General features: G+C 43.0%; 14 protein-coding genes. 9 read left to right on the forward strand and 5 right to left on the reverse strand.

All coding sequences use genetic code 11. The features are described 5' to 3' along the window. Both B4K26_RS02360 and B4K26_RS02365 read left to right on the forward strand, forming a co-directional pair. Window positions 1–309: transposase family protein (locus B4K26_RS02360; RefSeq protein ID WP_296243294.1), on the forward strand; the 309-nt coding region annotated here is incomplete at its 5' end. 175 nt (window positions 310–484) lie between these two features. After that, window positions 485–721, forward strand: a complete 237-nt coding sequence (locus tag B4K26_RS02365) for a hypothetical protein (RefSeq protein WP_296243295.1) — start codon at window positions 485–487, stop codon at window positions 719–721. Window positions 722–856: 135 nt separating this feature from the next. Here the strand turns inward: B4K26_RS02365 and B4K26_RS02370 are convergent, their stop codons facing one another. Next, window positions 857–2347: an aldehyde dehydrogenase family protein gene (locus B4K26_RS02370; RefSeq protein ID WP_296243296.1), complete on the reverse strand. Its 1491-nt coding sequence runs from the start codon at window positions 2345–2347 to the stop codon at window positions 857–859. A gap of 399 nt (window positions 2348–2746) precedes the next feature. Between B4K26_RS02370 and B4K26_RS02375 the strand changes: the two genes are divergently transcribed. The 5 genes from B4K26_RS02375 to B4K26_RS02395 all read left to right on the forward strand — a co-directional run bounded on the left by B4K26_RS02375 (window position 2747) and on the right by B4K26_RS02395 (window position 7444). Further along, window positions 2747–3349, forward strand: a complete 603-nt coding sequence (locus B4K26_RS02375; RefSeq protein ID WP_296243297.1) for a TetR/AcrR family transcriptional regulator — start codon at window positions 2747–2749, stop codon at window positions 3347–3349. A gap of 221 nt (window positions 3350–3570) precedes the next feature. Then, on the forward strand, window positions 3571–4800 hold the full coding sequence (locus B4K26_RS02380; RefSeq protein WP_296243298.1) for an iron-containing alcohol dehydrogenase: 1230 nt from the start codon (window positions 3571–3573) through the stop codon (window positions 4798–4800). A gap of 129 nt (window positions 4801–4929) precedes the next feature. Then, the gene (locus B4K26_RS02385; protein ID WP_296243299.1) at window positions 4930–5991 is read left to right on the forward strand and encodes an NADP-dependent oxidoreductase; all 1062 of its coding nucleotides are present in this window, start codon (window positions 4930–4932) and stop codon (window positions 5989–5991) included. Between the two features lie 109 nt (window positions 5992–6100). Next, entirely contained in the window at window positions 6101–6778 is a 678-nt protein-coding gene (locus B4K26_RS02390; protein WP_296243301.1) for a type 1 glutamine amidotransferase domain-containing protein, read from the forward strand. 30 nt (window positions 6779–6808) lie between these two features. Beyond that, entirely contained in the window at window positions 6809–7444 is a 636-nt protein-coding gene (locus B4K26_RS02395; RefSeq protein ID WP_296243302.1) for a glutathione S-transferase family protein, read from the forward strand. Window positions 7445–7600: 156 nt separating this feature from the next. Here the strand turns inward: B4K26_RS02395 and B4K26_RS02400 are convergent, their stop codons facing one another. After that, a complete protein-coding gene (locus tag B4K26_RS02400) occupies window positions 7601–8932 on the reverse strand; it encodes a D-arabinono-1,4-lactone oxidase (RefSeq protein WP_296243303.1) in 1332 nt (443 codons plus the stop codon). Continuing rightward, the gene (locus B4K26_RS02405; RefSeq protein WP_296243304.1) at window positions 8920–10143 is read right to left on the reverse strand and encodes an alanine racemase; all 1224 of its coding nucleotides are present in this window, start codon (window positions 10141–10143) and stop codon (window positions 8920–8922) included. Before B4K26_RS02405 ends, B4K26_RS02400 begins: the two co-directional genes overlap by 13 nt. A gap of 467 nt (window positions 10144–10610) precedes the next feature. Between B4K26_RS02405 and B4K26_RS02410 the strand changes: the two genes are divergently transcribed. Both B4K26_RS02410 and B4K26_RS02415 read left to right on the forward strand, forming a co-directional pair. After that, entirely contained in the window at window positions 10611–12299 is a 1689-nt protein-coding gene (locus B4K26_RS02410; protein WP_296243306.1) for an MFS transporter, read from the forward strand. A gap of 96 nt (window positions 12300–12395) precedes the next feature. Beyond that, complete coding sequence (locus tag B4K26_RS02415; protein ID WP_296243307.1) at window positions 12396–13700, forward strand: HlyD family secretion protein; 1305 nt, start codon at window positions 12396–12398, stop codon at window positions 13698–13700. A 98-nt stretch (window positions 13701–13798) separates the two neighbouring features. Here B4K26_RS02415 and pdxH read toward each other — a convergent pair whose 3' ends face one another. Together pdxH and glmM are read right to left on the reverse strand one after the other, a co-directional pair. Continuing rightward, window positions 13799–14458, reverse strand: a complete 660-nt coding sequence (gene pdxH, locus B4K26_RS02420; protein WP_296243333.1) for a pyridoxamine 5'-phosphate oxidase — start codon at window positions 14456–14458, stop codon at window positions 13799–13801. A gap of 63 nt (window positions 14459–14521) precedes the next feature. Further along, window positions 14522–15892 carry a phosphoglucosamine mutase gene (gene glmM / locus B4K26_RS02425; protein WP_296243309.1) on the reverse strand — a complete coding sequence of 457 codons (1371 nt, stop codon included), beginning with the start codon at window positions 15890–15892 and terminating at the stop codon, window positions 14522–14524. Between the last annotated feature and the right edge of the window lie 303 nt (window positions 15893–16195).

The following is a 16195-nucleotide window of genomic DNA, read 5'->3' on the forward strand; positions in this document are numbered from 1 at the left end:
TATAAAGATACTTGTCCCGACTGGCTTCCTTGTGACACTAAACTATTAGCCGATAGTGGCTATCAGGGCATTGCAAAGTTACATGAACAGAGCTTCACCCCCTTTAAAAAGCCACGTGGGGGTCAGCTGTTAGAGCTCTGCAAACAAGCCAATCACTATCTGGCAAAGTTTCGCATTATGGTTGAGCACAAAATAGGCCTAATCAAACGGTTCAAAATCGTGGCTCATAAATATCGCAACCGTCGTCAGCGCTATGATCTTAGAATGAAGCTATTCGCTGGTGTTGTTAATTTCGAGCTTGGTTTATGACTTTTGCAAGAGGTCTATTGATTATACTTTTGTTAAAGGGCTTATATTTGATAATTTACAAAGGTATAGAGTACTAAAGTAGCATACTCCTTGATATTTACTATTACTACAGCCATGATAAGTATTGACCACAGTTCATTTGACTGCGTAAATGATTTACCTTTAGGAGACTGTCATGACAGAAGCGCATGCACCGATTGAAAAACGTAAAATCGTTAATCGATTTTTGGCCTTACTGACTAAACAACAACCACAAATGTATTATGCCACGACATCAGAAGTCGCGCGTAGTATTCATACTCTCATTAAAGAACACGCCAATCGCCTAACGGTAGAAGAACAAGCATTGACCAGACGGATGACTATCGAAGAGATTGAAGCGTTATTGGGCTTTCATTCTAAACAACATTAAATTATAGACCTTTAGAATATTGTAGACTTTTATAATAATGGCTCCACAATAAAGAGAAAAAAGACCACCAGCAAGGCGGTCTTTTTTATGCCACAACACTTATTTTATCTACAATGAATTGATTAAATGCACTAATTAGAATGGATACTCACGTGGCTCATGCTGAACCGAAATCCAATGGACGGTCGTAAATTCTTCTAATATCCACTCGCCGTTAAAGCGTCCGATACCAGAATTTTTCTCCCCACCAAATGGCGCATTACTTTCATCGTTGACCGTGATATCGTTGATATGGGTCATGCCCGCTTTGATACCGCGCGCAAAACGCAACCCTTTTTCCATATCTTGGGTAAAGACCGCACTCGATAGACCGTACATAGTAGCGTTGGCAATTGATAGCGCATCGTCCTCATCTTTGGCACGAATGATGCCAACCATAGGTCCAAACACTTCATTACACGACAGATCCATCTCACGTGTCACTTCAGTAAAGATATGCGGTGGCACCACTTGACCTTTAATCTCCCCACTCAATATCATCTTAGCGCCTTCTTCTTGCGCTTTAGCGATTTTTTCTTGTAGTGACTCGAGTTGTTTTTTATTAATAATTGGACCAACCGCGGTATCTTCTTTATTAGGATCTCCAACATTTAAAGTTTTTACATGGGCTAAGAAACGCTCAACGAAATCATCATAAATCTCATCTTCGACAATAATGCGATTGATCGCAATACATATTTGACCTTGATGCAGGAATTTACCAAACACCGCAGCTTTTACCGCTTGCTCAATATCAGCATCTTTTAGTACTACAAATGGGCTGTTACCGCCAAGCTCGAGCGCCACTTGCTTAATATAATCGCCGCCATTGGCAAGCTCACCGATGTGTTTACCAACCGCCGTCGAACCGGTAAACGATACCAAGCTTGGGATATCGTGAGTGACAATCGCATCACCTATCTCACTGCCTGCGCCAACGACCACACTGAGCAAACCTTTTGGCAACCCCGCTTCTTCAAATATCTTTGCCAATAGCAGACCGCCGGTAATCGGCGTATCGCTGGCAGGTTTGAGCACCACGGCATTACCCAATGCTAAAGCCGGAGCGATAGAACGCTGGGTTAAATGTAAGGGGAAATTCCACGGGCTAATCACCGCAATCACGCCCATCGGCTCACGATAAATAAAATTTTCTTTTCCTGGCGTATTAGAAGGACGAATCTCGCCATGCACGCAGTTCGGAAAAGTAGCCGCTTCAAGCGTAATCGCACGGGCGCTACCGAACTCTACCATCGCTTTAATACGCGTACTGCCCGACTCTTTCACTAACCAATCGACAATTTCTTCTTGCCGCTCATCAAAGATGTTAACGACTTTATATAACACCGCCGCACGCTGAGCTGGGGTTTGTTTCGCCCACTCTACTTGTGCTTTGGTTGCCGCCTGAAAAGCTTCGTCGAGCTGTTTGTCAGTTGCTTGTTGAATCTCTACCAAGGTTTCGCCGTTAAAGGGATTGGTATCAGTATTGACGCTATCGTCTTTACCTTTTTGCCAAGTTCCCGCGATATACTGCAAATCAAAATCGCTATAAGCGCTCTGTTGAGTATTGTTAGTATCGGTTGACATAATAATCCTTATTTATTTTATGGTTTTTTTTACAGGCTATTTAATGAAAAGTATTTATCTAAATAAAAATATGGGTTTATATAAGCCTTCAGTTTGTCTATTGTGCAATAATCATTTGCTATTAACCGTTTATAAAAGGTTTCTTAACAACATTTTTTTAGTAAAGTTCTTTTAATAAAAATTCTTTTAATAATACAAACTTGCTAGACGACTGGTCTAATGCTACCATAGATAATATAAAAACAAGCATCATTTATGGCAAAGTATTGTTGAAAAAACGTAACGTAAAGCCCAGCTCTTAGAAAATATTATTATAAAAGTACGTTAAAAAACCTTTTATTCAACTGATTTCTCTGTCATTAAATAGTCGAATAAAACTCTAAGGAGAACATCTTCTTTATGTCTAACATTACCACCACTGCTCCATCTGATACCAAAGCGCATCTGCTAGCGATAGGTTATCAGCTCATTGCTCAAAAAGGTTTTACCGCTGTCGGTATCAAACAAATACTTGATACTGCTGGTGTGCCTAAAGGCTCTTTTTATCATTACTTTGCCTCAAAAGAAGCCTTTGGTGAAGCCATCATTGAGCATTATTTTGGCAATTATAAAAAGCGCCTCGATATGATTGCGGCTATAGACAGTCATGCTCAACAAAAGATTTATAACTATTTCCAAAATTGGTACGACACCCAGCAAAACGGCTGCGACCATGAAAAATGCTTAGTGGTAAAGCTCAGTGCAGAAGTGGCTGATTTATCAGAGCCGATGCGTAAAGCCCTGTATGCTGGCTATCAACAAACCATCAACTGGATTGCTGAGCAAATAAAAGCAGGTTGGACGGATGGCTCTATCCCGCAGCCGGAGAATATCGCCGCTGAGAGTATGGCAAAGCGTTGGTACTTTGCTTGGCTTGGTGCCAGCTTAATAGCTAAAATCAGTCAAACCAATACACCACTGGCAGAAGTTTGGCAGATGACCACCTCGCAGCTCGGCCGCTAACTTCTTATTTAACCCTCTAGTTAGTAAACGATGGCTTTCAATTATAAGAAAGTTTTGTAAAGTCAATTAAAAAACACTAGACGACCGGTCTAATTGGTGTACAATACGTCAAAATACGATGAATGCTATGTCTTATATTTAATATAAGAACGTTAAACACTTATTAAGATTTATATTGGTTAAAACCATCTTAAGACTTCTAACTAGAAATTAGGAATGCTATGAATAACTTTCAATATTACAATCCCGTCCGTATCGTCTTTGGCGAAGGACAAATTAAGAAATTGTCAGAGCTCGTACCAACGGATGCACGCGTCTTAATCACTTACGGTGGTGGTTCTGCACAGCGTACGGGCACTTTAGATGAAGTCAAAGAGGCGTTGTCAGCCAATGGCAATCGTGAAGTGTTTGAATTTGGCGGTATTGAAGCCAACCCAGAATTTACCACGCTGCTAAAAGCTGCTGATATGGTCAATGAACATAATATTGATTTCTTATTAGCAGTGGGCGGCGGTTCAGTTATCGATGGTAGTAAATTTATCGCCCTTATTTCTTCATTAACCGAAGATAGCAGTACAGATGGCACGGTTTCTCGTGAGAAAGCATGGGATGCACTGACCAGTTATTGTAAAAATATTGATTCGGCGATTGATTTAGGTGCAGTACTTACCATTCCAGCGACAGGTTCTGAGATGAATTCTGGTGGCGTGATTAACTATAGCGAGCGCCAAGCAAAACTGCCGTTTGGCAATCCCCTTACTTTTCCTAAATTTTCGATTTTAGATCCGACAAAAACCTTAACATTACCTGAGCGCCAAGTAATGAACGGCGTTGCCGATGCCTTTGTTCACGTCATGGAGCAGTACCTAACCTATCCAGTGAACGCAAAAGTTCAAGATGCTTTCTCTGAGAGTTTGCTAAAAATTCTTATCGAGGAAGGCAAAGCGGTTAAAGCCGATCCGGAGAATTTAGAAACGCGCAAAAATATCATGTGGACAGCAACCATGGCATTGAATGGTCTGATTGGAACTGGTGTGCCACAGGATTGGACGACGCATATGATTGGTCATGAATTGACCTCATTGCATGCGATTGACCATGCTCGTACACTCACCATTGTATTGCCATCAGTCATGCGCGAGCTTAAAGACAGCAAAAAAGACAAGTTGCTTCAATATGCGCGTAACGTTTGGGGTATTAACAATAACGATAGCGGTACAGAATTAGACGATGACAGTATCGTCGAAGCTGCTATTGTGCATACAGAGAACTTCTTTCGCGATCTTGGATTACCAGTCAGCTTAGCAGATGCTGAGTTAGATGCGTCAGCTATTGACCCTATTATCAAGCAATTAGAAGCCCACAAAATGGTGAAATTGGGCGAACATGGTAAAAATGATTTGGCCGTCTCACGCCGTATCTTAGAACGCGCCACGACTAGTAAAGCCTAATCGTCACTATTATTGATCGCTTTTTATAACAGTGGACTGTCATAACAATCGGTAGCCATCCACCTTGGCATGGCTACTGACTTTAAAAGTTTAAAATAAGAATGAATAACTAAAATAAGGAGCTTTAACATGAGCCTTGAGAATAATTTTGATGAACAACAAAATCAAAAACAAAACCGTCAAATCAAACTTGCCAGCCGCCCTAATGGCGCCCCAACTAAAGACAATTTTGAGCTAACCACCAGCGACATCCCAACCCCTAACGACAAACAAATGCTTCTGCGCACGGTTTATATGTCGCTTGACCCGTATATGCGCGGGCGTATGAGTGCCTCTAAAAGCTATGCTGACCCGTTAGAAGTTGGCGATGTAATGCTAGGCGGAACGGTTGCTCAAGTGGTTGAGTCTAATATCGATAAATTTGCCGTTGGTGATTTAGTAGTATCAAACTCAGGTTGGCAGGATTATAGCCTCAGTGATGGCGAAGGCGTCCTAAAGCTTGATAAGAATATGTCTAATCCTTCTTATGGTCTGGGCGTTCTTGGTATGCCAGGCTTTACTGGCTACATGGGTTTAACCGATATCGGTAAACCGAAAAAAGGTGAAACCTTAGTGGTAGCAGCCGCAACTGGTCCTGTAGGCGCAACGGTCGGACAAGTCGGTAAGCATTTAGGACTACGTACCGTCGGCGTTGCAGGTGGTGCTGAAAAATGTGCCTACGCAGTTGAAGAATTGGGCTTTGATGTCTGTATCGACCATAAAGCCGACGACTTCGCCGAGCAGCTAAAAGATGCTTGCCCAGATGGTATCGATATTTATTACGAAAACGTCGGTGGCAAGGTTCTCGATGGCGTATTGCCGCTATTAAATGCCCATGCGCGTATCCCAGTGTGCGGCTTGGTGTCGCAATATAACGCAACCGAGCTTCCTGATGGTAAAGACCGCCTTGGTATGTTGATGGGCCTTATTCTTAGTCAACGTCTGACCATCAAAGGCTTTATTATTTTTGAAGAATACGGTGATCACTTCCCCGAATTCTTAAAAACCATGGGCGAATGGGTTGAGTCAGGTAAAGTCAAAACCAAAGAGCATATCATCGAGGGTTTGGGACAAGCGCCGCAAGCTTTCTTTGACATGCTAGACGGTAAGAACTTCGGTAAAACCGTGGTTAAAGTTGCCGATGTTCAGTAGTGCTTATTTTAAATAGCGCAACGCTAAGAGCAACAGAATCTCTCAGCAATACTTAACGATGAATACCAACAAGCATCAATACCAATATCAATAATAAATAAGGACAATTATGAATATTTTAATGGTACTAACCTCACACGATAAATTAGGCGATACCGGCAAGAAAACGGGTTTTTGGCTTGAAGAATTTGCCGCGCCTTACTATGCCTTTTTAGATGCGGGCGTCAATATTACCCTAGCCTCTCCTGCTGGTGGCCAACCACCTCTTGACCCGAGCAGCGATACTGAAGACGCGCAAACCAAAGACACCAAACGCTTTAAAGAAGATAAAGAGGCTCAAGAGCGTCTTGCCAATACTAAAAAACTTGCCGATGTAAAAGCTGAGGACTTCAATTCTGTCTTTTATCCGGGCGGTCATGGACCATTGTGGGATTTGGCTGTTGATAAAGATTCCATTGAATTAATCGAAACCTTTGTTAAACAAGACAAGCCAGTTGCTTTTGTTTGTCACGCTCCTGCCGCGCTTAAAAACGTCAAAGTCGATGGTGAGTATCTGGTCAAAGGTAAAAAAGTCACTGGTTTTACCAATAGCGAAGAAGAAGGCGTTGGCCTGACTGACGTCGTACCTTTCTTATTGGAAGACGTTTTAAAAGAAAATGGTGGTAACTACGAAAAAGGCGCAGATTGGGAATCGTATGTTGTCGAAGACGGTCTGTTGATTACTGGTCAAAACCCAGCGTCATCAGAAGAAGCTGCCAAACGCTTACTGGCTAAACTAAACGCTTAATATAAAAATACAGCAAAAAAGGCTGATATCATGATTCGCTTACATCATCTCAATCAATCTCGCTCATTACGCATTTTATGGCTGTTAGAAGAGCTAGGCGTGCCTTATGAGATTATCAGTCATCAGCGTGATGTTAAAACACATTTAGCGCCAGAGAGCCTAAAAGCAATTCATCCACTCGGTAAATCTCCAGTTATCGAGATGGATGGCGAGCTTTATGCTGAATCTGGAGCGATTACCGAGCTATTAATTGAGCGCTTTGCTCCTGAGCAATTACGCCCTGCAACCGATAACGTAGAGTATGGTCATTATTTGCGGTGGATTCACTTTGCCGAAAGCTCACTGATGTTGCCGCTATTGCTTGAGCTGTTTACCACTAAAGCAGGCGTTGGCGACAATGCGTTTTTAACAAGCTATATCGCTCAAGAAAAGCATAAATTGCTGAGCTACTTAGATAATGAGGTCAAAGGCAAATCATTTATTGTCGGTAACAAGCTAAGTGGCGCTGACTTTATGCTATCGTTTGATTTAATTATGCTCGCCAAGCGCGGCGCGTTAGAAGACTATACGCATATCAAACAATATGCCTTACAACTGACGAGTATTGATAGTTACCAACGCGCCATGCGTTTGGAAGCCAATTATGATGACTCTATTAAGCGCTAAGTAAGACACTTTTAATGGTTTAATATAAAAAAACAGCTCTTTATGAGCTGTTTTTTTTGGTTGAGCCAATTATTAATGACGTACAGATGAATAAGCCATTTATAAATAAACAACTTTTGCATGGCTAATCAATAAATTAGGTCATTTATAAAGGCTTTACATACAAAATTTCTGTTCAAGCCAGCTATTCATAAAAACATTATCAGGATCATACTCGCGGCGTATCTCCAAAAAACGATTGAGCTTAGGATATAAGCTTTGCAGCTCTATACGACTCAATTTATTCACCTTGCCCCAATGTGGGCGACCTTGCCACTTTTTCATATACTCGTACAGCCATTTAAACAAGGGCTCACAGTCCATACCTTTATACACATGGAACGATAATACCGCGCAATCCTCTCCCTGCGTAGGGCTGAGCATTCCAGTCTCGCCTTTATGCGTGCGCACTTCGATAGGAAAGTGCGAGCCTTTATTATCGTGTAATAAAATGTGATTGACCTCTGAGATACATTCGTCGAAGTCAGATAACTTGATAAAATACTCAGACTCATTAAACTTAACGCCGCGCGGTGTCGGAAACACCTCGTAGCTATAACCTTCACGCTTGGTATTAGGAATAGAGCTTGCTGATATTTCACTGACCCTTTTGGTCAGCAATGGTTTCATACGAGCCAGCTCACACAGCACATAAAAAGCGCCATTCAAAGTGACAACGCTATCAAAGTGATCTTTCAGCTTTTGCGTGCCCGTCATCGCTTTAGGTGCTATCACTGACAATGTTTTTTGCTGGATTTTATTGGTGCCGGGAAATAAAAACCATTCCATATGCCGATGGCTGTGCGCTGTCTCATGAAAACGCGCCAATCCTTCTTCAAAATCCAATACTTCGTTAGATTCTTTCAGGCCATAGAGATCAACCACTTTAAGCGTCAGTTTGGTAAAGATACCAAGCATACCAAGGCTGGCATGTAAAGCGTTACCCAACTCGTCAGTTTTCGGATCACCGCGATGATGGGTATGCAGCTCGCCTCTACCATCAACCCACTCCCACGTCTGCACTTGATTGGCAATAGAACCCAAAGTTATCCCTGTACCATGGGTCGCGGTACTAACCGCTCCTGCAATGGTCTGCGCTTGCACATCACCCATATTTTCTAACGCCAAGCCATGCTCTTTAAGCGCCGCACCGATTTCATATAAATAAGTACCGGCGTGTAAAGTAGCAAGCTTGGCCTCTTTATCGACTGAAATCAGACCGCGCATATTATGCAAGCTGATGGCGATTTCTTCAGGTTTCGCGCAGCCACTAAAAGAGTGCGCTGCACCCGTAACTCTGACGCGCTTTTTATTCGCCCGTGCGTTTTTCACAATCTCTTGTAATTCTGCAACCGATGAAGGCGCCAGTTTTTGCTCGGGTGCCGCGCGCTCGTATCCTACCCAATTTTGCCAGTCATTGCTTCCTTGCCACTGCCTTAATGAAAACATTTGCCCTCTCCTCGGTAAGTGATCATCGTTTGCTGCTTTTCTACTTTGTTTGCTGTCACTGTAGGCTGACCAGATTGTCGATAACAAATGAGTTCATTAAAGTGCTCACATAGCTCGCCTGCTTTTGCATGACGACACCAAACCACGTCGCCAATATTAAGACGCGGCATGTCCTTACTATTTTTAGTTTTAGCAATAGCCATCGGTGTTTGTACTTCGCCAAAACCTTCATCGTTTAATACTGACAGATGTTTGGGATAATGAATGACGGGCGCTTTATCGGTACCTGTCGCACCCGAGGCGATAAAACCGCCACCATGACACGTGATGACGCCTTTTTCTGGCTGACGCGTCACAGGTAACACAAAGCCAGCGGCTGGCTTAAACGCATCCATGCTATCCATATAATCAAAATAAGCCGGTTTATAGTACGCTGAGCCGACAGTGATTTCAGTAACCTCAGGTTGGCATGAGGTAAAATCCATACTACCGCTACCACCACCGTTGACGAGCTTAAGCATATAACCTTGTTTTTTAAGATATTCAACGATTGAGCGGCGGCGCTGGCTAACTTGTTTTTGTGAACGATTTTTTAATAAACGTATGGCGGGCGACAATAAAGCTTTACCCGGTAAATGCTCAGGCAAACCCGCAATTTGCGCCTCATAGCCCATTGCCGCACTGACCTTAATATTGGAGCATTTCTTGACATGCTTTAGCAATTTCTTCATGTCTTTGATGCCCATTAATGCTGAGCGCTTAGTACCAAAATACAGCGTTGGTAGTGGCATCGACATATTGATATCGAGACAAACTTCAATGATGACATCATGAGCTTTAGCAACTGTATTTAACACCTCTACCTGTTCCGGGCGATCAACCATCCAAATCATGGTCGCGCCCTGCTTAGTATATTTAAAGGTGGCAGCAACGCTTGTCATATCCAAAGTTGGATAAGCGCAGAGGATATTATCAAAGCCATTTTCTAACAAATACACTGACTCATCAGCGGCATAGGACATCAGACCGATAAAGTTGGGAGAGTTGTTTTTGATATAGCGAAGAACATCGAGAGAACGAATAGACTTGGTCGCTAAGCGTAGTTTAACCGCTTGGGTTTTTTGATTGACCCGTTTGATATTATAATCGAGTGCATCCATATCAAGCCACGAACTCGGGGCTTTCGGCGGAATAAGATGAGCAAAATCCATTTTACTTTCCTTGTAACGGCTATTAAATACGGCCCTATACTGCTTATTATTCTGTCGTTATGAGCCTGTAAAAGGCTACAAACCAGCATCATAGTTTGGACCGAGAGCGTAGTACAGTCAAGCGTCAAATGCATAAAAGAACGACAATTGTTAATTAAGTCAGAGTGCTTATTTTCAAATTAAAAGTACTCAAAAAATATCAATATAAGAGTGCGCCGTTTACATTTGTAAGTATGAAAGCAATTGTTTAAACCTTCGCCTTTTTAAACTAAAGAAGTACAATCACTAAATAGTCTTAGATTAAAATTATGATAAAATAATACAAACAGTCATAAGACTGTTTTTTGTTTTTTTGTATTTGTTAAATTAAGCACTTATTGCTTAAAGGCGGTAGATTTAATTATTGCTCATTTAGGAGTCATGCTATGTCACTTTATTTTTCTACTCTGATGCTATGGCGATAAATAATGAATAATGAATACCAATTCAAACCGCACGAACAACCCTTTATGGTGGGCTCGCCCGCCACCCCTGACCATCCTACGCGTCGCAAAGTGTTTTATTTACTGATAGGTATTTTTATTGGTCTTACCGCCAGCTTTCAAAATGGCTTATTGGTCGCAAATTTGACACAAATCCAAGGTGAGATGGGATTGACGCCAGTCGAAGGTGGCTGGATATCGGTCGCCTATAATATGACCAATGCTTGTATTACGGTGCTGCTATACAAAATTCGCCAGCAATTTGGCATGTCGCTCTTTAGTAAAATCACCCTGTTCTTTTTATTAGCCGCCACCAGTTTACAATGGCTAGTCAGCAGCCATCTATTAGATACGAGCGCTATTATCATTGAGCCTTACTATCTAGAAATCATCGCGCGCGGCTTAAGCGGTATGGTCGCTAGTGCCATGACCGTGTTGGCTATTTTCTACTGCTTACAAGGCATGCCTACTGCCAAACGGATTAGCGGTTTGATTTTGGGTTTTGGTTTAGTACAATTTGGTACGCCACTTTCAAGGATTATCTCGCCTTATCTTGCCGTTGATGGTCAGCTTGAAACACTGTTTTTATTTGAATTGGGTTTGACGCTGATTTGCTTTGGCCTGATTAATATCTTAGAGTTGCCACCCGGCAACACAGAAAAAGTATTTGAAAAACTTGATTTTCTCAGCTTTGGTTTTTTCGCCAGCGGACTTGCAGCGTTAGCAGTGTTTTTCGTTCAAGGTCGAATCCAGTGGTGGACGACGCCTTGGCTAAGCTACCCGCTTATCATCGCAGTGGTGACGATTAGCATCGCCTTATGGATTGAAACGCACCGTAAAAACCCAATGTTACAAGTGCGCTGGATGCGTAGTCGCAATATCATTGCTTTTACGATAACGGGCGCCGTGATGCGTATTTTATTATCTGAGCAAAATGTCGGCGCGGCAGGGTTACTGGCCAATTTGGGCTACGGAAATGATCAGCTGATTACTTTTTATGCGGTGATACTTGTCGCTAGCATTTTAGCATTGGTCACCAGTATCTTTAGTACCAACGCAATGGATTTGCGCCGCCCGGTCATCTTTGCCGTCGCACTGATTGCTGTTGGCGCATGGTTGGATACGGGTGTGTCGCTAAACTCTGCGCCTTATATGTTTTACGTAAGTCAATTTATGATTGCCTTTGCCGCCGTCTATTTTATGGGTCCTATGGTTTTCGAAGGAATGTTTCGTGCCCTCGCTAATGGCCCTGCTTACATTATTAGTTTTTCGGTTATTTTTAGCATCTCGCAGACGGTCGGCGGACTTGCAGGGGCGGCGGCGATTCAAGCATTTACCACGATTCGTACAAAGATGCACTATGCTGATATGGTCAGCTCGCTTAACCTAGGAGATCCTGCCTTGATGGGACAGGTAGCTGGCGCACGTCGTATGTTATCTGCCCAAATTACGGATGCGAATCAAGCAAGTGTTGGGGCTATGGGACAAGTACTGCAAAGCATTCAACAGCAAGCAACTGTCGCCGCCTATGATGATTTGTTCTTTCTTATGGCAAGTATCGCGACCATTACAGCGGTGATTTTATTGATTAACTATATTTACTATCGCTATCATAAACGCAACCCACTGGCTAAAGAGCTGGCTGCCATTGCAAAAATGCGAGAAGCAAAATAGCCCAATTCATTATGGCCTTTCCTTAATTTAAAAATGATGCTTAAAATATCAACTAACAAAGACTTATGACAACTACTCAAACTTTAGGAGCGCGGCATGAGCCAAGAAAAATCTGATGAGCTTAACCAGAACCCTCAGACGCCGCCTGACACGCTAACCAAAAATGCCCACGAAACTGATGCAGCAGACGACCTCGTTGCTAAAGACTCTGCTGCCGGTCCTCTACACGACACAGAAGATACAGCGAAACCTGAGACCTCTGCTGCTAGTATAGATAAAGCAGATAAGGATAGCCTTACCGACAATGATGAGCCGCCCATGCCGCCAAAGGAGCCGATTCCTAGCAGCGATGGTTGGTCACCGAAGAAAAAATCTTATTTAAACTTAGGAATATTAATTGCTCTAATTGTCATCGGTGTGGCGTTAATTTTGTATGCTTGGAAGCTACCACCTTTTACACCGACTGTGCAGCAAACCAATAACGCTTTTATTAAAGGACAAACCACTGTTATCAGTCCGCAAGTATCTGGCTACGTGACTAAAGTGGCGGTTGAGGATTTTGCTAATGTCAAAGAAGGCGACTTATTAATCAAAATAGATGATCGTAATTTCAGACAGCAGCTTGAGCAAGCGCAGGCAAACATTGAAGTTGCTGTAACCAACCGCGCTAGTAACGCTCAGGATACAGGAACCAGCCAAGCACAGATAGAAGCTCGCGAAGCGGATTTATACAGCGCTAAAGTCAGCGTCGACAGTGCGCGTGAAGATGTGAAACGCTATCAAGGCTTAGATGCCATTGGCGCGGTATCAAAAGCAGAAGTAGCCCATATGAAAGCGCAACTTGCAAAGGCACAGGCCAACGTTCAACAAGCGGAAGCGAATTTAAAAGTGGCTCGTGAGGCGAGCGAAAAGACCAGTGGCAGCCGATCTTCCTTAGATGCCAATATTAAGAACGCAGAAGCAGGGGCTAAGCAAGCCCAGATTAATTTAGATAATACCATTATCAGAGCGCCGGAATCCGGACAATTGAGCCAAATTAGTGTTAAAGAAGGACAATACGTGAGTGCAGGCACTCAGCTAATGTATATCGTTCCAAAAGGCGTTTGGATTATCGCCAACTTTAAAGAAACGCAAGTGGCCAATATGAACATCGGTGAGCCAGCTACTATTCGTGTTGATGCGCTTGGCGGTGCTAAGTTCAGCGGTCATGTCAGTAGTATTTCACCCGCGACTGGCAGTGAATTTAGTGCTGGTGCAGCTAACCCTGCGACGGGAAACTATATTAAAATTGCGCAGCGCGTTCCGGTACGGATTGACTTAGACCAAAACCAACCAAATCTTACCCAGTTACGTCCAGGTATGTCAGTGTCAGTGGATGTCGATACCAAAGCAGGAAATTAGACTAACAAGTAAATAAAAAAAGCCTCTTTAAACGTCTATTAATGAGGTTTAGAGAGGCTTTTTTATGTGTAAAATTCTTATTTATCAATCAAGAGTTCTTACGGTAACAAGCGTTTGGTTGTCCAGTTTACCGCGCCGTTCGAGCTACTTTTGTCCTGCGTATAAACAATACGGTCATGCATTCGGTTGGCACGGCCTTGCCAAAACTCAATCTCATTGATGGTAATTTCATAACCACCCCAAAATTCTGGTGTCGGTACTTGGCTATTTTCTGGATATTGGTTTTGTAGCGCATCAAACTTGGCTTCCATTACCTCACGATTAGCAACCATGCCACTTTGAGGTTGGCTAACCCACGCCCCGACTTGACTGTCGTGCGGACGCTTTTGAAAGTAAGCCGATGATTTATCAGCAGCAATTTTAGCGACACCACCACTGATACGAATCTGACGCTCAAGCTCATGCCAAAAGAACAGTACTTCGGCATTGGGATTTTCGGCAATATCTTGCCCTTTAGCGCTTTCATAATTGGTATAAAATACAATACCCTTCTCGGTAATCTCGCGCAGCAAAACGATACGCACGCTAGGCTTATTGTCAGCGCCGCACGTCGCCAGGCTCATCGCATACGGTTCTTGCACTTGTGCTTCTATTGCTTCATTCATCCAAACGTTTAGCAGCTCAAATGGCGATGCGGGGATTGACTCTTGGTCTAGCTGACCTTTCTCATACGATAATCGCTGATCGGTAAAATCCATACTCATGATTGTTTCTCGCTAACTTTTAAATATTATTAATATAAGTCTATTTAATCAATACGTTTAGCCTAAAACCGTTTTGATTTTATCTGCTAAATCATTGGCCAATACATCACATTCTATTTCATCGTCCGACTCAACCATGACTCGAATCATTGGCTCTGTGCCCGATTGGCGGATAAGTAGGCGACCGCGGCCTTCTAAAGTAGCGCGAGCTTTATCAAAAGCGGCAACGAGTTCTTCATTCTCAAACGGATCTTGCATTTGAGATAAGCGCACATTGACCAGTTTTTGCGGTAATACCTCGAAGCCTTCGGTCAAATCGCTAAGCGCTTTTCCGCGTGCCTGCATCACCGCCAGCACCTGTAGGCCTGCGATGATGGCATCGCCTGTACGGCTTTTATCCAAGCACAAGATATGACCAGATGGCTCACCGCCCAATATCCAGCCGTTGGCTTCAAGCTCTTGCATGACATAACGGTCGCCTACTTTTGCGCGGGTAAACGCGATATCAGCGTCTTTTAACGCCAGCTCTAAGCCCATGTTAGTCATCAAGGTACCAACGATGCCTTCAGCCTTCGTTCGACCTTGGGTAGCAAGCACATACAGAATGCCATCGCCATCAACTAACTTGCCTGCCTCATCGACCATCACGATACGGTCACCGTCGCCATCTAAAGCAATACCGACGTCCGCTTCATGTTCAAGTACCGCTTTTTGCAGATTTTCAGGATGGGTTGAGCCGCAATTGGCATTAATATTAATACCATCGGGTTCATTGTTAATCGCAATCACATTGGCGCCAAGCTCGCGCATGACACGCGGGGCAACGCTATAACCAGCCCCATTAGCACAGTCGACGACGACGGTTAAATGGTCTAAGTCATATTGATAAGGGAAGCTGCCTTTGCAAAATTCAATATAGCGGCCTTTGGCGTCGTTAATACGGTTATTTTTACCCAATTGTGCCGGGTCAAGAATTGGCATAATGGCGTCATTATCAGAATTTACGGCATCCATAATCGCGGTCAATTTATCGTTAATTGCGCTTTGCATCTCATCGGTCAGTTTTTTGCCATCCCCTGAGAAAAACTTGATGCCATTATCGAAATATGGATTGTGTGAGGCAGAAATCACCACGCCAGCATCGGCATTGAAACTGCGTGTCAGATGGGCAATAGCAGGGGTTGGTAGTGGTCCTAACAGGTGCACGTCAACACCAGCGGCATTAAAGCCTGCCTGTAGCGCCCCTTCAATCACATAACCGGACAGACGCGTGTCCTTACCAATCACTACGCTTGGTTTTCGTGCAGGATTATTGTTGTTCTCTATTAGCACTAGCCCCGTCACATAGCCCAACTTTAAAATAAAATCAGGGGTAATCGGTAACTCACCAAATTTTCCGCGAATACCATCAGTGCCAAAGTAACTCATTATTATTATTCCTCAATTCCATAAAGTAAAAAATTAAAAAAGCCAAACGGGCGCGCAGACTATAATCAGTTTAAAAAATTCCATATCGAAAAAAATACACCTTTAAAACTGCCTGTTGTTATGCGTCTTCTTTCCTAGTCTGCTCTCTTGCTATAGGCTTTGCACTTTTCAATGCTACTAAAAACTCACCCCAGCATTAGCGAAGTATTAAAAAAAACAATCATAAGCTTTAAACCTAGATAAAGAGTCTAAGTAATAGATAGATAGGATAGATCAATCTTGTATTCTACAAAAAAAACAGCC

It is taken from the genome of Psychrobacter sp. UBA6766 (genome assembly GCF_002453355.1).
In the GTDB taxonomy this organism is placed as follows: Bacteria; Pseudomonadota; Gammaproteobacteria; order Pseudomonadales; family Moraxellaceae; genus Psychrobacter.